Consider the following 19359-nt stretch of genomic DNA (forward strand, 5'->3'; position numbering starts at 1 on the left):
CGGGACACGCCAACAGGTGCCGTCTCACCGAGATCGTCGACCAGGGTTAGGAGGAGGCTTGTCTGCCGCAGCCGGGCTGGAGTCCGCGACGGTGAAACACCCGGACGCGATGGCGCCACTCATCCGGATCCTGGACGAACTGCGGGAGATGACACGGGCGGCGGGTCGCGACGATCTCACCGCCCGCCTGGCCATGGTCAGAGCGCGCGTCGGTGATCCACGGGTGCGCCTCGTGGTCGTCGGCGAACCGAAGAACGGGATGAGCACCCTGGTCAACGGCTTGGTCGGGGCGCAGGTCAGCGCCACCGACAGCGCGCTGAGCGTGCCGGTGATCGCCGAATACGGATCGAGATCGACCGCGACGCTGGTGCGATCGATCGGCGGCGGGCGCACCGAACGGGTGCCGGTCGATCCGCTCGACCCCGAGCCCGCGTTGCGCGCCGATGGCGTGATCCGGGCCGAATTCACCGAGCCGAGCCCGCTGCTGGCCGACGGCGTCGTGGTGATGGACGCACCCGGCGCCCCCGTCGACGAGCACATCACCTGGTCGATGATCGCCGCCGCGGACGCGGTGCTGTACGTGGTCGACGCGGGCCGCGAACTCGGCGCCGAACAACTCGGGTATCTGGAACGGGTGCGGCAGCTGTGCCCGACCGTCATCTGCGTGTTGAACAAGATCGACATGTACCCGCACTGGGCCCATATCCAGCAGCGCGACCGGGAACTGCTCGACGGGGCGGGCCTGAGTTTCGCGGTCGCGCCGGTCTCCGCGCTGCTGCACCGGCAGGCGACCTCGTCCGGCAACTACCAAGGGGCCGGGAACTACCAGCGCGATATCGAATCGGGGATGCCGCAGCTGATCGATCACCTGCGCGACTACGTGGTGGCGCGCGCCGATACGGTCGCGTTGGAATCGGCCGTCCGCGATATCCGGCTGGTGAGCGACCACCTGGCCATGACGCTGCACAGCGAGGCCGAGGCGCTGCGTGATCCGCGTCGCAAGGCGCAGATCACCGAACAACTCGGCGCGGCCCGCGATCAGGCCGAACAGCTGCGTCAGCGGACCGCCAACTGGCAGGTCACCCTGGTCGACGGCAGTACCGAGCTGATGGCCGATATCGAACACGATCTACGCCACCGGCTACGAAGCCTGGTGCGCGACGCCGAAGCCGAGATCGTGCAGACCGATCCGGCCCGTGGCTGGAAGGAATTCGCCACCGATCTCGACGCGCGGATCTGCGAGGCGGTCGAAGAGAATTTCGTGATGGCGCACTACCGCTCGGTGGAACTGTGCGAGCAGGTCGCCTCGAAGTTCCCGGCCGACAACAGGACTCCGGCACTAGCCGATCTGCGCCTGGAGAATCCGGGGGAGGTGCTCGGCTCGGTCGCCCCGCTCGAACCGCTCGAGAGCGCGAAGGCCGGCGTGACGCAGCAGTTCCTGTCCGGTCTGCGCGGCTCCTACGGCGGCATCCTGATGGTCGGTCTCGCCACCAGCCTGCTCGGTATGTCGCTGGTGAACTGGTATTCGGCGGGCGCGGGTGTGCTGCTCGGCGTGAACGCGCTGTGGGACGACCGCAAGAACCGCATCCAGCGTCGCCGGGCCGAGGCCAAGGTCGCGGTCGCGCGGCTGATGGACGACGTGATCTTCCAGGTGAGCAAGGAATCGCGTAATCGTCTGCGCGCCATGCAACGTTCGCTGCGCGACCATTTCACCGATATCGCGACTGAGACCATGCGCACCGCCGACGATGCCCTGCGCGCGGCGGAGGAGGCGTCGGGCAGATACGGCGACCGCCGCGAGGACCGCATCGCCGAACTCGACGGCAAGATGGGCGAATTGCGCGGCGTCCGGGATCGCGCCGACCGGCTGATCGGCGTGTGAGCCGCGTCAGCGCGGGTGGTTCGCCGGTGTGTGGGCGGGCTGGAAATTGCCCGCGGGGTGCGACTCCTCGGCCCTGATGACGTGGGTGACGGCATTGATCAGCGCGAGATGGGTGAACGCCTGCGGGAAATTGCCGAGGTGACGTCCACTGCGCGAATCGATCTCCTCGGCGTAGAGCCGCAGCGGGCTGGCGAAGCCGAGCAGCCGCTCGCACAGATGCCGTGCCCTTCGCACCTCGCCGATCTCCACCAGCGCCGACACCAGCCAGAACGAGCAGATGGTGAAGGTGCCCTCGGATCCGGTCAGCCCGTCGTCGGTGGTCTCGGTGCGATAGCGCAGGACGAGTCCGCGTTCGGTGAGCCGGTCCGCGATGGACAGGACGGTGGCGCGTACCCGGTGATCGTCGGGCGGGAGGAATCGCAGCAGTACCACCAGCAGCAGCGAGGCGTCGAGGGTGTCGCCGCCGTAGACCTGGGTGAAGACGCCCTCGGAGTTGACGCCATTGGCGAGGATGTCCTCCTTGATCTCCTCGGCGATCCCGTACCACTCGGTGGCGCGCTCGATCTGGCCGTGCATCTCCGCCAGTTTCGCGCCGCGATCCAGTGCGACCCAGCACATCACCTTCGACGAGGTGAAATGCTGCGGTTCGCCGCGCACCTCCCAGATGCCGCGATCGGGTTCGCGCCATCGCGAGATGGTCGCGTGCACTTGGCGTTCCAGTAGCGGCCACAGGTTCTCCGGCACCTGACCTCGGGATTTCACGTGCAGGTACACCGCGTCGAGCATGGTGCCCCAGATGTCGTGCTGGTTCTGGTTGTAGGCGCCGTTGCCGATCCGGACCGGGCGCGCGCCGTCGTAGCCGCGCATATGGGGCAGTTCGATCTCGATGAGATCGCGTTCGCCGCCGATGCCGTAGAGCACCTGGAGGGGTACCGCGTCGCCGTTGTCGCCGGTGGTCGCGTCGTTGAGGAAGGCGAAGAAGTCGTCGGCCTCACGATCGAGACCGAGGGTGTACAGACCCCACAGCGCGAAACTGGAATCGCGCACCCAGGTGTAGCGGTAGTCCCAGTTGCGTTGACCACCCGGGGTTTCCGGTAGCGACGTGGTCGCCGCCGCCATCAGCGCGCCGGTCGGCCGGTAGGTCAGGCCCTTGAGGGTCAGCGCGCTGCGTTGCAGGTAGTTGCGCCACGGGTGGTCGGGGAAATTACCGAGGGTGATCCACTGCCGCCAGCATTCGGTGGTCGCCCACATCTTCTCGGCCGCGTCCGCGAAGGTTTTCGGCGCGGGCAGTTCCGACCAGGTCAGCGCCACGAAGACCTGATCGCCCTCCTTCATGCGGGTGCGCGCGCGGGCTTCGCAGCCCTCGACGCCCAGACGCAGGTCGGTGGTGAGCACCAGCGCCGGACCGGCGCTGGGATCATCGCCCCTGACCGCGGTGGCTTCCTCGTAGACCTTGCCGGTGTACTCCCAGCGCGTGGGCGCGCGGTGGTAGTCGAAGGCGGGTTCGCAGCTCATCTCCAGTTCCACCGTGCCGTTGACGCATTTGACGGTGCGCAGCAGCATGTGTTCGGCGTCCCAGTCCATCGGGGTGCGACGGTGGGTCTTGCTGCGCTGGTCGTTGTTGTGCCAGGTGCCCAGCACCAGCGCGTCGCGCACGATCAGCCAGCCGGTCGCCGTCTGCCACGTGGTCTCCATGATCATCCCGCCGGGCAGGTAACGCCTGGCGGCGGGGACATTGGTGCCGTACGGGCCGACCCGGAAATGTCCCGCGCTGCGATCGAGGATCGCGCCGAAGACGCTGGGGGAGTCCGGGCGGGGCACACACATCCACTCGACCGCCCCGTTGCTCGCGATCAGACAGGTCGTCTCGCAATCGGACAGGAACGCGTAGTCGTCGATCGGAGGGAAGGCGCCGTGGTGGGCCCCGGTCAGCACACTCGGCACGGGCAGGTCGTCGGGCTCATCGATTGTCAGATCATCGGTTGACGCCATACCCCATCTTGAGTCGCCGGGGGCTCGCCGTCCACCGCGCGCGCCGAACTCCGCCGTAGCGGGCCCGATCCGGTCGCGTGTCCTGATCCTCAGGTTCGCCGACTAGGCTGGTGGAGTGCATCGCATCGCAGGTTGGTGGGACGGCTTCGAGCTCTGGATCGCGGGGTTGCCGTTCCTGCCGCAGTTCCTGGTGGTTCTGGTCGGCATCGTCCCGATCAGCTTCGCCATCGCTTTCGCGCTGGACCGCGCCTTGCGCACGGTCTCGCGTCTGATCGGCCGCGACCGGGTCGAGGCGCAGGCCATCGCCGCCGCCGAACGGGCCATGCTGGCCCCCGCCGCCGTCGAGATCCGTGATCACGCGCCGAGCGGGGCCCGTTGATGCCGCGCTCGCGCGTTCAGTTGGCGCTGGTCGGCCTGCTCGTGCTGGTCGTCCTGGCCTGGTTGCTCACTCGTTGATGCCGCCGCGCCAGTCGTTGAGACGTTTCCCGATCTTGGTCACCGTGTCGCCGACTTCCTGACCGACGCTGTCGACCACCGAGCCGACATCGCGGCCGAGGTTGCGCACCGTCCGCACCAGCGCGTCCTCGGACTGGTCGAAATTCTGTTTGTAGGCGCGGGCGGCGGCCTTGACCTCGTCGCTGATCCTGACGTTCCTGTCCTGGTCGCGGCGCGGATAGTCGCTGCCGACGATGCGGTCGTATTCACCGGACTGGATCCAGCGGCGCAGTTCGGCGGCGCGCAGCACCGAGAACGGATGCGACTGCAACTCCAGGTTCAGCAGTTTGAGCACTCCGTCGCGCAGGTCGCCGGAGCGGTCGTAATCGTCGGCTTGGGCCAGGAAGGCCCCGTGGTTCATCTCCTCGACCCAGGTGCCGCCCGCCGTCTTCATGTGCACCCGCACGGAGGCTTCGACGTCCTGCCCGCACAGCAGGCCTGCCCGGTCACCGGACAGTTCCGATTTGCGGCTCCATTCCATCAGCGCCGCGACGATCGCGCGTAAGGCCCAGCCGCCCAACGGCATCCAGCCGATCGAGGCCGAGATCCGCAGCAGATGCATCAGCATGGTCCGGTACACCGCGTGCCCCGACAGCGCGTGCCCGAGTTCGTGGCCGATCACGAAACGCAGTTCCTCGGTGTCCATCAGGTCGATCAGCCCGGTGGTGAGCACGATGAACGGCGCGTCCATCCCGATGGTGAAGGCGTTCACCTCGGGACTCTGCAAGACGAACATCTCCGGTGTGGTGCGCGCGTCGAGAACGCCGACGCAGTCCTCGCGCAACTGGTGCAGTGACCGGAACTGCCGCTCGTCGACCCGGACGGCGGTGGCGAGATACATCAATCGGTGCTGACGTTCCCGCAACAGCCCCGACAGCGTGCGCAGGACCGAGTCGAAACCGGTGAGCGAGCGCAGCGTCACCAACGCGGTCCGGTCGGCGGGGTGCTCCCACGCCCGAGTGCTGATTCCAGGCATGCGCGTCCTGATCCGGTCCGGGCTGGTGATCATGGGATCGAATTCCCCCTCTGTCCCTGGTTTCTCGTCGGCTCCCAGTCTGCCTGGCGAGGCCGACGACCTCCACCCGTCGAAGGACCCCGCCGGAGTGTTTGTTCACCGGTCCCGCCGCGCGGTATCTCGAAAATGTGAGGGGTTACAGGCTTGGTGATGCCGATCGGTGGCGCCTACAGTCTCTACACCGATTGGCTCGCCGACGATCCCGCGATCGGCCGCGTTCGCGGGCAGACTCGCCGATGTCGGCGTGGCCGCCGTGCATGTCGACCGACCCGAGGGCGCGCACACCTGGGGACAGTTCGAGACCGATTTCCACGATTCCTGGCCGCATCTGGCCCGGGCGCTCGGCCTCTGAGGGGCTGCGGCCCTCAGAGTTCCACCCTGGTCAGCACGGTGACCGGTGGTGTCAGCAACACTTCCCACAGTGTGCGCCCGAAGAATTCGGCTTCGCGCCCGGACCGCGGACGCGGCTGCTGCGACCAGTACAGGTCGGCCCATCGCAGGCAGTTCTGCATCGGACCCGCCCGCATCAGCGACATGTCGGCGCGGAAACCTTCGACGTCGGTTTCGACCAGCCACAACCCGGCGTCGTATCCGCCGTACCGGGTGACGAATTCGGTGACGTCTTCGCGGGTTTCGAAGGCGAAGATCGATTGGAACCGGGACGGCGCGTTCGGATACCGGTTCAGGCGAACCCAGTCCCACAGCAGTTCCAGGCCGGTGTCGCGGTCGGCCACCACGTGGGTGATTCCGGTCCGGTCGACGACGTCGACGCGGAAGTGCCCGGTGAGGTAGCGCCTGCCGTGCGGGGAGACACCCGTGGGGAAGGCCGACCGCGTCGCCGGATGGTCGCCGAGTCCGAGCACGGCTCCCCGCGTGAGGGGTCTGCCCCTGTTGAGGTGGAAGTAGGTCGGCACACCCTCACCGCTCTCCCGAGATCCTCGGTCAACGGTACCGCCGATACTCAACGCGCACAGTAGTTTTGGCGAGGATTCGCACCGATCCGGCGGCCGGGGCGGACGCGGGTTCGACCGCGGTGGACGGCGCCCGCCTCGGCCTCACGGCGCGGAGGCGCCGTGAGCCTCGCGCAGGAAGGGCAGGAGCAGGTCGGCGACGGCGGCCGGATCGTCGGCGAAGGGCCAGTGTCCGAGACCCGGCATGACCTCGATCCGGCTGTTCGGCCAGATCTGGGACTGGAGGTGGGCGTGGCGGGCGGGTAGCCACGGATCGGCGCCGCCCCACAGCACCAGTGTCGGGACGGCGGTGGGCAGCGTGGCCAGGGATCGCGTGAGCATGGCCGCGGGATCGCGCGCGGCCCGGTAGAGGGCGAGCACGGTCGCGCGGGTGTGCGCGTCGTAGTTGTCGTACATCCGGTCGATGAACTCGATGGGCAGCCGGGGGTTCGCGCGGCGCAGCAGCAGGCGCATACCCGCACGGTTGCTGACCTTCTGGACGAGTTCGCCCAGAACCGGGGTCTGCCAGACGCGCGCGTACATGTGCCACCGGTAGTCCGGCATCGCGCCCGCGTTCATCAGTGTCAGCGAGGCGAGTCGGTCGGGATGGGCCGCGGCCCACGCCAATCCCCACGGCACCCCGAAATCGTGGGTGACCAGGTGTGCCCGGATGATCCCGAGACCGTCGGTGACCTTCTCGAGGTAGGTCAGGTAGTCGCCTTCGACGCGATGGTCGAATCCGGGAAAGGTGCGCGCGCCGCCGAATCCGGGCATGTCGAAGGCCACGGCTCGGGCGAAATCCCCGGTGTGCGCGACGAATTCGGTCCAATCCGCGGCACTGCCCGGTGAGCCGTGCAGGAAGACCACCGCCTCCGCCGCGTCCGGGTCACCGGCTTGCAGCAGGTTCGCGATGACGCCGTGTCCGAATACCTGCCCCGTGTCGATCCTGCCCACCTCGCCCGCCTTCGTCCAGGTCACGTCGCCGTGTTTCCGATCGGCGACCGCACGTGACCGAGCGTATCGACGCGAGGGGCCGCCGACATCGTGCCGCGAGAGGGTTCGTTCTCCACCCCCGGTAGGAGTCGCGCCCTGTCACGGCGCGGAGGCCGCCGCGCCGCGGCGGATGTTCAGCTAACTTTCGGCATATCGCCGAGTAAACTCACCGCTCCACCCAGGGAATGCTCGAGTCGAGGCGGTTTCGCATGGTCGACACAGAGGTGATCGTCGTCGGCGCCGGTCCGGTCGGACTGACCGCGGCCGTCGGACTGGCCCGGCGCGGCGTGCGCTGCCGGGTGATCGACGCGTTGTCGGAGCCGCCGCTGTACGCGAAGGCGGTGGGTATCCAGCCGCGCACCCTCGAGGTGTTCGAAGGACTCGGCGTGCTGCGCGAGGTGCTCGACGCCGCCGAGCAGATGCGACGACAGATCGTCTACGTCGACGGCGCGGAGGTGGCGCGTCTGGAACTGACACTGCCGCCGGGGATTCCGTACCGGTTCGTCGGGCTCCCCCAGTATCTGACCGAGCGGATTCTGTGCGATCGACTGGCGACGGCGGGTGTCGCCGTCGAACGCGGCACTCGGCTCACCACATTCGAACAGGACGGCGACGGAGTCACGGCGGTGTTCGCCGACGCCGACGGTGAGCGCGCCGTGCGCGCCCGGTAGCTGGTCGGCTGCGACGGCGCGCACAGTGTCGTCCGTAAGACACTCGGATTGTCCTTCGAGGGAGCGGCATTCGCCGAGCAGTACATGCCTCGGCGACGTGGAACTGGACTGGTCGCAGCCGCGCGGATACGGCATCCGGTCGACGCGTCGGGTCGACGGCGGCGCCGACGATCTGCTGGTGTGCATACCGCTGCCCGGGCGCGGCAGGTACCGGGTGTCGATGCTGGTTCCCGACGAGCTCGCCCTCGCGCCGACTGCGGGCCGGATCGAGCACGGATTCGAGGGCGGGAAGAAACCGGAACTGCGCCATATCCAAGCGGTGCTGGACCGGTTGTCGCCTGAGCCGGTCACGGCCGCGAACCTGCGCTGGTCCTCGGTGTTCCGCATCAGTCATCGGATGGTCGACACCTACGGTCGTGGCAGGGTTTTCGTCGCGGGCGACGCGGCCCACATCCATCCGCCCACCGGTGCGCAGGGGATGAACACCGGAATCCAGGACGCGCACGGTCTGGCGTGGAAACTCGCGGCGGCGGTCGCCGGTGTCGACGCCGCCGGATTGACCTGCGCGGTCGCGGCTTTCGCCGTCGATCTGTTCTCGTTGCTCGCCGGTCCCGAGCACACGCTGCTGCTCTACGCGGGCGAGGAGGTCGATCTCGACGGTCTCGGTGCGATGGAGCGGTTGGCCGCCGCCGCGTGTGTGGCCGCGCACGGACGGCTCGACAGCTATCTCGTCGCGGCGCCCGGTGCGGCGGTCGAGACGATGCAATTGCCGGTGATCCGGGACAGCGGAACGGATTTCGCTCGGGTCTACGCCGCAGTGAACAGTGCCGTGTACGTGGTCCGGCCGGACGGCTACCTCGGATACGTGAACCGAACCCCCGACCTGGATGACGTGACGAGTTATCTGAAGACGACGTTTCGCTGAATTCTTCCCGGGGTACTCGCAATCCCTCCCGATTCGACCGCGAGGATTCCGCGCAGCGTTTAGGGTGCGTTCTATCGTGACGTCGAACCTGTCGGCGGAACGCACCGCGAGAGGGGACGTGTGGTGCCGATAATTCGGTCACGCGCCGCGACCATCTGTTGTGCGGCCGTCTTCCTGGCCGGATTCGCGACATCGGCCTGTGGTGACGCGGACGCGGGCTCGCAGTCCAGGCCCGCCGCCGGTTCGTCGAGCACTGTGGCACTGCCCTCGTCCCAGGCGATTTCCGCCGAACTGGCCGCTGCGGGCGTCAACGAGACGGTCACCCAACTGCTGTACATGGCCGCGATCCGGACCGATTACGCCGCGGCGGGCGGTACCGCCCTCTCGCGCCAGGCGATCGAGGCCCTGGCGTACACGAAACTGATGGATTGCCGGGCCGTCACCACGGGGGCGCAGACCTGGGAAACGATTCTGACGCGCGAGATCGCGGCGGGTGTGACCGTGGAGAACGCGACGGAGTTGAATACTTTCCTCCGCACCCAGTTCTGCCCGCAGGTGCGCTGAGTCCTCGCGCAGTGCGCCGATCCACGGCGGAATATCTCACCCCGGCGTCGATTCAGGGAGCTTGTCGCTGTCTCGCCCGAAGTGTGCGCGGGTGCGAAGATGTTGCTGCGCAAGCATTCCGCCTGGTATCGGGGTTCGCCGATACCGACGAGCGTCGCGCCGGTGTGCGAACCGGCAGGTTTGCCTCTTGACGCAATCGTTATCTTCCCGCAGACTAACCAAACCACCGGACATTACTGTCCGGTAATGACCTCGGATTTCGTCAGTGTGGAAGGAATCTCCTTGGCCAGCAATGATTTTGCCGCGTGTTATCGCGGGCGGATGGGTTGCCGAGGACTCCACGAAATCATCGGGGTCGCGCACGACGGCGATGACGAACAGGATGCGCCCGATTCCGCGCAGACCGACCCGCACCCTTCTGTCCGGTGCGGTATCAGACGCCGAAACTGATTTCGGTTTGGCGCTTTCCGGTCTTTCCGGACGCCCGCTCCCTTTCGCGAAAGTGTGTCCATGTCTTCAATCACGCGCCGGTCACTGTTGACCGGAGCTGTCGCGGCGGGCGTCATGGTCGCCGCCGCCGGTAATTCCGGTTCGACGAACGGTATCGCGGCTCGGGTCAACAGTGTCCCGCTCACGCGCGAGGAGCACCGCGTCGTCGTCATCGGATCGGGCTTCGGCGGTGGCGTGACCGCGCTGCGACTGGCCCAGGCGGGCGTTCAGGTACTGGTGCTCGAACGCGGTCTGCGGTGGCCGACCGGTCCGAACGCCGACACCTTCCCCCGCGCTTCCGTCCTGGACAAACGGCTGCTGTGGTACAAATCCAGCCCGAATCTGTTCGGTACCCCGTTGCTGTTCGAGCCCTACACCGGACTGATCGAAGCGGTGCCGGGCGAGAACATGACGACATTGTGCGCCTCCGGCGTCGGCGGCGGTTCACTGGTCTACCAGGGCATGTCGTTGCAACCGAACGAGGCCGTGTTCAACACCCACTTCCCGCAGGAACTGGACTGGAAGCGGATGGACCGCGTCCACTACCCTCGGGTGTCGAAGATGCTCGGCCTGGCGACCGCGCCCGACGAACTGATCGCGAGCCCGCAGTACGCGGCGGCGCGCGCTTTCGCCGAACGGGTGCGCGCGGTCGGGCTGCCGCTGGAGAAGATTCCGATGCCCATCGACTGGAACTACGCCCTGGCCGAACTGCGCGGTGAGATGCGGGCGTCCTACACCAACGGCGACGGCGCGATGGGGGTGAACAACGGCGGCAAGCACACCGTCGATGTCACCTACATCGCCGCCGCGGAGGCCACGGGCAAGGTGCAGGTCGAGACCCTGCACCAGGTCACCGATGTCGAGCGCGCGGCCGATGGCCGCTGGACCGTCCTCGTGGAGCGGCTCGACACCACCGGCAAGGTGCTGGAGAACAAGATCATCACGGCAGGCACGCTGGTGATGGCGGCAGGCACCATGAACACCACCAGGCTGCTGATGCGCGCCGGGGCCAAAGGCAAGATCTCCGGCCTGCCGGACGCGCTCGGTCAGAACTGGGGTTCCAACGCCGACAGGATCTACGCGTGGAACAGTTTCGCCCAGGATTTCGGCACCTCACAGGGTGGCCCGGTGGTCTACGGCAGCAAACTCTGGGACGACGACCCCTATGCGGCGCACACCGTCATCCAGGCGTCGCTGCCGCCGCTGGGCGTGGATCCCAAGAGCACCATCCTCGTCGGCTACGGGGTCAGCACCGGACGAGGCAATTTCGTCTACGACGCCGCCATCGATGACGCGGTCCTGCGCTGGCCCTACGAGGGTGACAGCGATATCCAGGTCAATCACATCGGGCCGACTGTCAACACGATCGCCGGTCCCGGCAGCACACTGATCGATACCAATGCGCTGTTCCCCTCGACCTGGCACCCCCTCGGCGGCGCGAGCATGGGGTCGGTCTGCGATCTCGACGGTCGGGTGCTCGGTCAGCGCGGCCTCTACGTCCTCGACGGTGCGCTCATGCCGGGTAACACCGCCGCGTGCAACCCGTCCATGACGATCGCCGCGGTGGCCGAACGGGCGCTGGACAATCTCGTGGTCCAGGACGTCGGCTCGGTGATCTGAGCGCCAGTTCACCGCTCGCTCGACGGAAATCCCATGGCCCGCAACGTGACCCGGGTCGCCTCGGCGACCAGCGCGTTGTCGGCCGTGGCCTGCTGCTCCGATTTGGTGGTCAGCACGGTGATGACGAGCGGCGCCCGTCCGGGCGGCCAGGTCACGGCGACGTCGAGCGCGGAACCGTAAGCGGGAGAACCGGTTTTGTCGCCGACCCGCCACTCGGCGGGAAGGCCCGCGCGAATGCGTTTACCCCCGGTGGTGTTGGCGATCAGCCACGACGCCAACCGCTCGCGCTCGGGTGCGGCGAGGACATCGCCCACCACCAGGGCGCGGTAGTCGGCGGTGAGCGCGGCCGCGGTGGTGGTGTCGCGTTCGTCGCCGGGAATCGCGGTGTTCAACTCCGTCTCCCAACGGTCCAGCCGGGAAGTCGTGTCGCCGAGGGATCGTAGGAACGCGGTGAAACCCTCCGGTCCGCCCAGGAGTTTCAGCAGTTGATTGCCCGCGGCGTTGTCGGACAGCGTGATGGCCGCCTCGCACAGCGCGGCGACGGTCATCCCGGTGTCGACGTGTTTCGAGGTCTCCGGCGAGGCGTCGACGATCTCGCTCGCGGCGTAGTGGATCACCTGGTCGAAGAAGCCCGACGACAGCGGGTGGTCGCGTAGCAGTGCGCCGCACGCGAGACCTTTGAAGGTGGACGCCATCGGGAAGCGCTCACCCTCGCGATAGGCGACGACGCGGCCGTCGCCGGTGTCGATCGCGTAAACACCCAGTCGCGCAACGGCTTTCGATTCGAGCTCGGCGAATGCCGAGGACGGTGCGGCGGAGATCGTGGTGGTGGCGAGGCCGGTGGTCGCCGAATCGGTGGTCGCCGAATCGCTGTCGGAACCGCACGCGGCGGTCACCATCGTCGATACCGCGAGTGCGACGGCGACGAGGCGCCGACGGCGCGGCCGGAAGCGGGCCGATACTGAGAGAGTCACCGCCGCAGCCCACCATCGCGACGCGGCCGAGGGCCAATATCGCACAACGGTCCCGACGAGTCGGCCTCGCTATCGTCGCAGGCCCGTGCCGATGGATCGGCCGCCGTGCCGGTCGCCGCTCTCGTGACGAGCCGGTCGACCCCGGCCGCCTTGGTTCAATGGCCCTATGGATCTGATCCGCCACCTCCGCTTCTTCGTCGCCGTCGCGGACGAGAGGCATTTCGGCAGGGCGGCGGCCGCACTCGAGATGACCCAGCCGCCGCTGTCGCAGGGGTTGCGGCGGCTGGAACGTCATCTGGGCGTCGAGTTGGTCCACCGGACCCGCCAGGGCGCGGTACTCACCTCGGCCGGGACTCGACTGCTCCCGCGCGCGCGACTCCTGGTCGACGACGCGGCACGACTGCTGGCCGAATCGCACCGGATCGCCGACGCGCGCGGCGCGGTGCACTGGGGCGCGACCTCGGCGCTGCCCGATCGGGTGGTCACCGCCTGTGTGACGGCGTTGCGCACGATGTCCGGCGCGGGCGCGACGGTGTCGACCACCGTCGACAGCACCGTCGACCTGGTGGCCAGGGTGCGCGAGGGACTGTGCGATGTCGCGGTCGTCGAACATCCGGCCCTGCTGGACGGCGTCGAGGCCGGGCCCGTCGTGAAACTGCCGCGCTGGCTGGTCGCGCCCGCCGACCACCGCGGTGTCGGCGCCGAACATCCGAATTTCCCCATGCTGTCCGGGTTGGCCTTCGCGCACGCGCCGCGTGCGGCGAATCCGCCCGCCTACGACACCGTCGTCGATCTGCTGCGTGAGCGCGGCCTGGACGCGCCGATGGTCACCGTGCGCGACGACCGCGCGCTGTTCGCCGCCGTCGCGGCCGGTGGCGCGTTCGGCTTCACGACCGCGCCGCCGACGTCGACGCCGGGGGTGAGCTGGCTGCGGATGGCCCCGCGGGCGATCGCGTTGCGGGTGCGCGTGGTGCGCGGCACCGGCGCGCAGACCAGCGCCGACGCCGTCGACCGGGTGCTCTACCGGGAGCGGGTGCGGTGAACACGGTCGAGGATCGGATACGGGCGGTTTTCGCGGACGCGGGGTGCTCGGGTTGGCTGCACGCTCGCCGATGTGACGATTCCACCGGCGAGATCTCGGTCGACGGGCACTCGCGGGTGGTCAGCGCGTCGATCTACAAACTGCCCCTGTTCGTCGCCTTCTGCCGCGGGGTCGACGCGGGCCGTATCGATCCGGCGGCCCGGCTCACGGTATTGCCCTCGGACTGCACACCGGGGCCGACCGGTATCGCGGTGCTGCGCGATCCGGTGACGATGAGCCGTCGAGATCTGGCGACCTCGATGATGACCGTCTCCGACAACGCGGCCGCCGATGTCCTGCTCGGCGAGATCGGTCTCGGCGCGGTCGAGGAACTGCTCGCCGACGTCGGTCTCACCGAGACGCGGGTGGTCGGTGGCACGGCCGATCAGTACCGCACCCTGGTCCGCGATACCGACACCCACAGCACCGCCGAGGCCTTCGCCGCGCTCGCGGACAACGACGAGGCGTGGTCGGTCTCGGCCTACGACCCCTCGTACACGAGCGCGACGACGCCGCAGGAGATGACGCGCCTGCTGCGCGCGATCTGGACCGGGGCGGTGCTCTCGCCCGAGCAGACCGATTTCGTGAGATCGGTCATGCGCAAGCAGCCGTGGTCGCATCGGATCGCCTCGGCGTTCCCGCATCGCGGGGTGAGTGTGGCGGGCAAGACCGGCACCATCGGGGTCATCCGCAACGAGGTTGCCGTGGTGGAGTTCCCCGGCGAATATCCGGTCGCGGTCGCCGTGTTCACCCGCGCGGCGCGCGCGGACCCGGTGCTGCCCGTTGTCGACGCCGCTATCGCGGAAGTGGCCAGGATCGCCGTCACGGAACTGCGTCGTCCGCTCCCCGACGCGTGACAGCGCCACAGGTCATGGGATGAAATCGACGGTTGATACAGAAATCTTTCTAATTCGAACTCGAGGTTGAAGCTCTGCTACAGTCAGCCGGTGTCTTCGAGTGCCGTCCCGCTGGTCCGCCATGAATTGGCGTTGATCGCTGTCGGTAACCTCGCGGTCGCCGACATTCTCTGTCGCTGATCGGCGACCGAGCATGTCTGCGCCCTCTACTCCGTAGACTGGCGTGCACCTTTTCGCAGACCTGTTCGTCCCGACGGCCCGCCGGGGCCGAGTCGCGCCACTGCCGTCGTTCGCGCGGTAGGTCTATCCGACACATCTTTTGTCTGTCACCACATCTGTCCCGGTGACGATCCGCAGGAAAGGGTTCATCCCGATGTCTCGCAAATCTTGGATCGGTCCGCGCCGCCGCTATGTCGCCGCCGCGCTCACCGCGGTCGCGGTAGCAGCCCTCACCGCATGCGGCGGTGGAGCCAGTGACACGGTGGGCGGCGGTGGGGCCGACGGGAGCGGTGGCACCCTGAACCTGTACGCCTACGCTGTGCCCAAGCCCGGCTTCGACAAGGTCGTCCCCGAGTTCAACAAGACCGACGCGGGTAAGAACGTCGTCGTCAACGGCTCCTACGGCGCCTCGGGTGACCAGTCGCGCAAGGTCAAGGACGGCGCCGAGGCCGACGTCGTCAACTTCTCGGTCGAGCCCGACATCACCCGCCTGGTCGACGCGGGTCTGGTCGACGCGAGCTGGAACGCCGACGCCAACAAGGGCATCCCGTTCGGTTCGGTTGTCGCGATCGTAGTCCGCCCGGGCAACCCCAAGGGCATCAAGGACTGGGACGACCTGCTCGAGCCGGGCGTCGAGGTCGTCACCCCGAACCCGTTCAGCTCGGGTTCGGCCAAGTGGAACCTGCTCGCCCCCTACGCGGCCAAGTCCGACGGCGGCAAGAACCCGCAGGCCGGTCTGGACTACCTGGGCCAGCTGGTTTCGCCCGAGCACATCAAGGTGCAGCCCAAGTCGGGTCGCGAGGCCACCGAGACCTTCCTCCAGGGCACCGGTGACGTGCTGCTGAGCTACGAGAACGAAGCGCTGTTCTCCGAGCGCAAGGGCGACAAGATCGAGCACGTGATCCCGCCGCAGACCTTCAAGATCGAGAACCCGGTCGCCGTCCTCAAGAACAGCAAGAGCCCGGAGAAGGCCGTCGCGTTCCGCGACTTCCTCTACACCCCGGCGGGCCAGAAGGCCTGGGCCGAGGCCGGTTTCCGTCCGGTCGATCCGACCGTCGCCAAGGACTTCGCCAAGGATTTCCCGACCCCGCAGAAGCTGTGGACCATCAACGACCTCGGTGGCTGGAAGACCGTGGACAAGGAGCTGTTCGCACCGAACACCGGCTCCGTCGCCGTCATCTACGACAAGGCGACCAAGTAGCTCGGTTCTCCGAGCCGTCAGGGGAGTGAGCGGCGGATCCCCGGCTCCCGCGTGAATACGCGGGAGCCGGGGCCGCCGCGGACGAACACGGGATACTGAACGACTGTGACTGATAGCAGCACCGCCGAGACCGAGCCTGCGCCCGATCCCGACGACACCGAAACAGTGAGCGGATCCATCGCTCCCGTCGTAGGCAAGCCGCCGCCGGCCCGCACCGGCCCGCGACTGCCGTCCTGGCTACGAGTCAGCGGTTCGGTGGGCCCGCTCGGCATCGCCACCGCGGTGTTGTGGCTCAGCATCATCGTGCTGTTGCCGCTGGCCGCGCTGACCGTGACCTCCTTCGAAGACGGCTGGTCCGGCTTCTGGGACGCGATCACCGCACCCGCCGCGCTGGACTCGCTGCGCATCACGATCCTCGTCTCGGTGGTCGTCGCCCTGATCAACGTGCTCATGGGCACGTTGATCGCCTGGGTGCTCGTCCGCGACGAGTTCCCCGGCAAGAGCATCGTCAACGCGCTGATCGACCTGCCGTTCGCGCTGCCCACGATCGTGGCCAGCATCGTGCTGCTCTCGCTCTACGGCCCGCAGAGCCCGATCGACATCCACCTCAACGCGACCCAGCCGGGTCTGATCGTGGCATTGGCCTTCGTCACCCTGCCGTTCGTGGTGCGCTCGGTGCAGCCGGTGCTGATCGAGGTCGACCGCGAGGTGGAACAGGCCGCGCTGTCACTCGGCGCGAACAACTGGACCACGTTCCGGCGCATCGTGCTGCCGACGCTGACACCGGCGATCATCAGCGGCGGCGGTCTCGCCTTCGCCCGCGCCATCGGCGAATACGGTTCGGTGGTCCTGATCGGCGGCGCGATCCCGCGCAAGACCGAGATGGCCTCGCAATACATCCAGAAACAGATCGAGATCGATCGCCCGATCAACGCCGCCGCGGTGTCGGTGGCGCTACTGGCGATCTCGTTCGTGAGCCTGCTCGGACTGCGGCTGCTCGCGGACCGCAGCGCGCGTAAGGAACAGGCGAGCCGATGAAACTCTCCGCGCTGACGCGCATCTCGCTGCGCACGGTCGCGCTGGCCTATCTGTTCATCCTGCTGGTGCTGCCGCTGATCATCATCCTGTGGCGCACCTTCGAGGACGGTATCGGCGCGTTCTTCGATTCCATCACCACACCGGCCGCCATCTCGGCCTTCCAGCTGTCGCTGCTCATCGTGGTCATCGTGGTGCCGCTGAATGTGGTGTTCGGCATCGTCACCGCGATAGCCCTGGTCCGAGGCAGGTTCCCCGGCCGCAATCTGGTCCAGGGCATCGTCGACCTGCCGTTCGCGGTGTCGCCGGTCGTGGTCGGCGTCGCGCTCATCCTGCTGTGGGGCGCGGGCGGCTGGTTCGGCGGTCTCGAGGACGCGGGTCTGAAGGTGATCTTCAACCTGCCGGGCATGGTGATCGCGACCATCTTCGTCACCCTGCCCTTCGTGGTGCGCGAGGTGGAGCCGGTACTGCACGAGATCGGCGACGACCAGGAGCAGGCCGCGGCCACCCTCGGCGCGTCTCGGTGGCAGACCTTCTGGCGGATCACCCTGCCCGCGATTCGCTGGGGTCTGACCTACGGCGTGGTGCTGACCGTGGCCCGAGCGCTCGGAGAATTCGGCGCGGTGATCATGGTCTCCTCCGCGCTGCCGGGTCAGTCGCAGACCCTGACACTGCTGGTGCACGGCCGCTACATCAACGACCACAACAGCTTCGGCGCCTATGCCGCCGCGACCCTGCTGATGGGCATGGCCCTCGTAGTCCTTCTGTTCATGACCCTCCTCGAGCGTAAGCGGGGCGCCAAATGATTACCGTGACGAACGCGAAGAAGAACTACGGTTCCTTCGCCGCCCTCGACGACGTCTCCCTGGAGATTCCCTCCGGCGAACTGACCGCGCTGCTCGGCCCTTCGGGCTCGGGCAAGTCGACGCTGCTGCGTTCCATCGCCGGACTCGAATCGCTGGATTCGGGCACGGTCGTCATCGCCGAACGCGATGTCACCTTCATCCCGCCGCAGAATCGCGATATCGGTTTCGTCTTCCAGCACTACGCCGCGTTCAAGCACATGACCGTGCGCGACAACGTCGCCTTCGGCCTGAAGATCCGCAAGCGCCCCAAGAACGAGGTCAACAAGCGGGTCGACGAATTGCTCGGCATCGTCGGGCTCGACGGTTTCCAGCACCGCTACCCGGCCCAGCTCTCCGGCGGCCAGCGTCAGCGCATGGCCCTGGCCCGCGCGCTCGCGGTCGACCCGCAGGTGCTGCTGCTCGATGAGCCCTTCGGCGCGCTCGACGCCAAGGTGCGCGCCGACCTGCGCACCTGGCTGCGCAGGTTGCACGAGGAAGTCCACGTGACGACCGTGCTCGTCACCCACGACCAGGAGGAGGCGCTCGACGTCGCCGACCGGATCGCGGTGATGAACAAGGGCCGTATCGAACAGGTCGGCAGTCCCGAAGACGTCTACGACCGCCCCGCCAACGAATTCGTGATGTCGTTCCTCGGCGCGGTGGCCCGCCTCAACGGCCACCTTGTGCGCCCGCACGACATCCGCGTCGGCCGCGACCCGAGCATGGCGCAGGCCGAACACGAGGGCACCGCCGAGTCGGCGGGCGTCACCCGCGCCACCGTCGAACGCGTCGTGCACCTCGGATTCGAGGTGCGTGTCGAACTGCGCAACGCGGCGACCGGCGATCTGTTCGCCGCCCAGGTCACCCGTGGCGACGCCGAGGCGCTTCGCCTCGCCGACGGTGAGACGGTGTACGCGCGCGCCACCCGTATCCCGGAGCTGCCCGCGCAGTAGTCCGGCAGTCGTCGCCACCGCCCGGATGCCGGAAGGCACCGCTGCTCGATCCGCGCGCTTCCGACAGTTTCATCGGACGTGAGCAGCCTCCGGTAGGCGGCGGGCGGAATCGCACCACGCATTGCCCCGCGCAGCGGTGGGCTCACGGCGTACACGCTCGGGTGGTCCACGAGTTCGGCATGCCGATCGAGCCGAATGGTGAGCAGCCGGACATCGGTGCGCCTGTAGAAGCGATGCGAGTGGGTGAGTACTGGTCACCCGATTCGTCGGCGCCACCTACGTGCCGCGCTCGGTCCTCGTCGCCGGGGTGTGGGAAGCCGCGTATCCGACTGCCCTCGAGCCGGGAGTGGGCATCGATGTGAAGGCCGTGCGGGCGCAACCCTCCGGTATGAGGCGTCATCTCGAGGGACGCCCCGGCCTGCGGAGAGGGGCGGGTTTCCGACATGGAGTGACCCATTACGTGTGGAAGGCACTTCCTAGCCGGGTGCGCGAGTGCACCAGTCGGCGCAGACTCGGTGCCGGAATCGCTGATTCGGGCCTGCGCTAGCTGAATGCGAACACCCCTGCAAGCAGCTCGACCATGGGTTTGACCGGCGGA

Annotated in this window: 17 protein-coding genes and 1 pseudogene; 13 read left to right on the forward strand and 5 right to left on the reverse strand. The window is 67.8% G+C overall.

Features of this window, described 5'->3' with window-relative positions; genetic code table 11:
* The first annotated feature begins 58 nt into the window (after positions 1-58).
* Entirely contained in the window at positions 59-1882 is a 1824-nt protein-coding gene (locus OG225_RS02035; RefSeq protein ID WP_405180159.1) for a hypothetical protein, read from the forward strand.
* 6 nt (positions 1883-1888) lie between these two features.
* Here the strand turns inward: OG225_RS02035 and OG225_RS02040 are convergent, their stop codons facing one another.
* Complete coding sequence (locus OG225_RS02040; RefSeq protein ID WP_405180160.1) at positions 1889-3874, reverse strand: glycoside hydrolase family 15 protein; 1986 nt, start codon at positions 3872-3874, stop codon at positions 1889-1891.
* A gap of 115 nt (positions 3875-3989) precedes the next feature.
* On the opposite strand from OG225_RS02040, the gene OG225_RS02045 reads away from it, so the two are divergent.
* Positions 3990-4253 carry a hypothetical protein gene (locus tag OG225_RS02045; RefSeq protein ID WP_405180161.1) on the forward strand — a complete coding sequence of 88 codons (264 nt, stop codon included), beginning with the start codon at positions 3990-3992 and terminating at the stop codon, positions 4251-4253.
* 66 nt (positions 4254-4319) lie between these two features.
* Here OG225_RS02045 and OG225_RS02050 read toward each other — a convergent pair whose 3' ends face one another.
* The 3 genes from OG225_RS02050 to OG225_RS02060 all read right to left on the reverse strand — a co-directional run bounded on the left by OG225_RS02050 (position 4320) and on the right by OG225_RS02060 (position 7312).
* Positions 4320-5378: a M48 family metallopeptidase gene (locus OG225_RS02050; RefSeq protein ID WP_405180162.1), complete on the reverse strand. Its 1059-nt coding sequence runs from the start codon at positions 5376-5378 to the stop codon at positions 4320-4322.
* Between the two features lie 371 nt (positions 5379-5749).
* Positions 5750-6298: a hypothetical protein gene (locus tag OG225_RS02055; protein WP_405180163.1), complete on the reverse strand. Its 549-nt coding sequence runs from the start codon at positions 6296-6298 to the stop codon at positions 5750-5752.
* Between the two features lie 141 nt (positions 6299-6439).
* Entirely contained in the window at positions 6440-7312 is an 873-nt protein-coding gene (locus OG225_RS02060; RefSeq protein ID WP_405180164.1) for an alpha/beta fold hydrolase, read from the reverse strand.
* A gap of 224 nt (positions 7313-7536) precedes the next feature.
* On the opposite strand from OG225_RS02060, the pseudogene OG225_RS02065 reads away from it, so the two are divergent.
* The 4 genes and pseudogenes from OG225_RS02065 (at position 7537) to OG225_RS02080 (ending at position 11596) form a co-directional block, all read left to right on the forward strand.
* Positions 7537-8923, forward strand: a pseudogene (locus OG225_RS02065) (FAD-dependent monooxygenase).
* A gap of 123 nt (positions 8924-9046) precedes the next feature.
* The gene (locus OG225_RS02070; RefSeq protein ID WP_405180165.1) at positions 9047-9487 is read left to right on the forward strand and encodes a hypothetical protein; all 441 of its coding nucleotides are present in this window, start codon (positions 9047-9049) and stop codon (positions 9485-9487) included.
* A 99-nt stretch (positions 9488-9586) separates the two neighbouring features.
* On the forward strand, positions 9587-9937 hold the full coding sequence (locus OG225_RS02075; RefSeq protein ID WP_405180166.1) for a hypothetical protein: 351 nt from the start codon (positions 9587-9589) through the stop codon (positions 9935-9937).
* A gap of 60 nt (positions 9938-9997) precedes the next feature.
* On the forward strand, positions 9998-11596 hold the full coding sequence (locus tag OG225_RS02080; RefSeq protein WP_405180167.1) for a GMC oxidoreductase: 1599 nt from the start codon (positions 9998-10000) through the stop codon (positions 11594-11596).
* Positions 11597-11604: 8 nt separating this feature from the next.
* Here OG225_RS02080 and bla read toward each other — a convergent pair whose 3' ends face one another.
* Positions 11605-12495: a class A beta-lactamase gene (bla, locus tag OG225_RS02085; RefSeq protein WP_405183163.1), complete on the reverse strand. Its 891-nt coding sequence runs from the start codon at positions 12493-12495 to the stop codon at positions 11605-11607.
* A 241-nt stretch (positions 12496-12736) separates the two neighbouring features.
* On the opposite strand from bla, the gene OG225_RS02090 reads away from it, so the two are divergent.
* From OG225_RS02090 to OG225_RS02120, 7 genes are all read left to right on the forward strand, one after another.
* On the forward strand, positions 12737-13612 hold the full coding sequence (locus OG225_RS02090; protein ID WP_405180168.1) for a LysR family transcriptional regulator: 876 nt from the start codon (positions 12737-12739) through the stop codon (positions 13610-13612).
* Complete coding sequence (locus tag OG225_RS02095; protein WP_405180169.1) at positions 13609-14508, forward strand: serine hydrolase; 900 nt, start codon at positions 13609-13611, stop codon at positions 14506-14508. The genes OG225_RS02090 and OG225_RS02095 overlap by 4 nt, the downstream gene beginning before the upstream one ends.
* A gap of 90 nt (positions 14509-14598) precedes the next feature.
* Entirely contained in the window at positions 14599-14688 is a 90-nt protein-coding gene (locus OG225_RS02100) for an Ms4533A family Cys-rich leader peptide (RefSeq protein ID WP_332873269.1), read from the forward strand.
* Between the two features lie 193 nt (positions 14689-14881).
* Entirely contained in the window at positions 14882-15928 is a 1047-nt protein-coding gene (locus tag OG225_RS02105; RefSeq protein ID WP_405180170.1) for a sulfate ABC transporter substrate-binding protein, read from the forward strand.
* A 225-nt stretch (positions 15929-16153) separates the two neighbouring features.
* Positions 16154-16966 (forward strand): sulfate ABC transporter permease subunit CysT, encoded by an 813-nt coding sequence (cysT, locus tag OG225_RS02110; RefSeq protein WP_254190028.1) that lies wholly within the window; start codon positions 16154-16156, stop codon positions 16964-16966.
* Positions 16963-17769 carry a sulfate ABC transporter permease subunit CysW gene (cysW, locus tag OG225_RS02115; RefSeq protein WP_405180171.1) on the forward strand — a complete coding sequence of 269 codons (807 nt, stop codon included), beginning with the start codon at positions 16963-16965 and terminating at the stop codon, positions 17767-17769. Before cysT ends, cysW begins: the two co-directional genes overlap by 4 nt.
* Positions 17766-18761, forward strand: a complete 996-nt coding sequence (locus tag OG225_RS02120) for a sulfate/molybdate ABC transporter ATP-binding protein (RefSeq protein WP_405180172.1) — start codon at positions 17766-17768, stop codon at positions 18759-18761. The genes cysW and OG225_RS02120 overlap by 4 nt, the downstream gene beginning before the upstream one ends.
* The last annotated feature ends 598 nt before the right edge of the window (positions 18762-19359 follow it).

The sequence above is a fragment of the Nocardia sp. NBC_01377 genome, assembly GCF_045040005.1.
Lineage (GTDB): Bacteria > Actinomycetota > Actinomycetes > Mycobacteriales > Mycobacteriaceae > Nocardia > Nocardia noduli.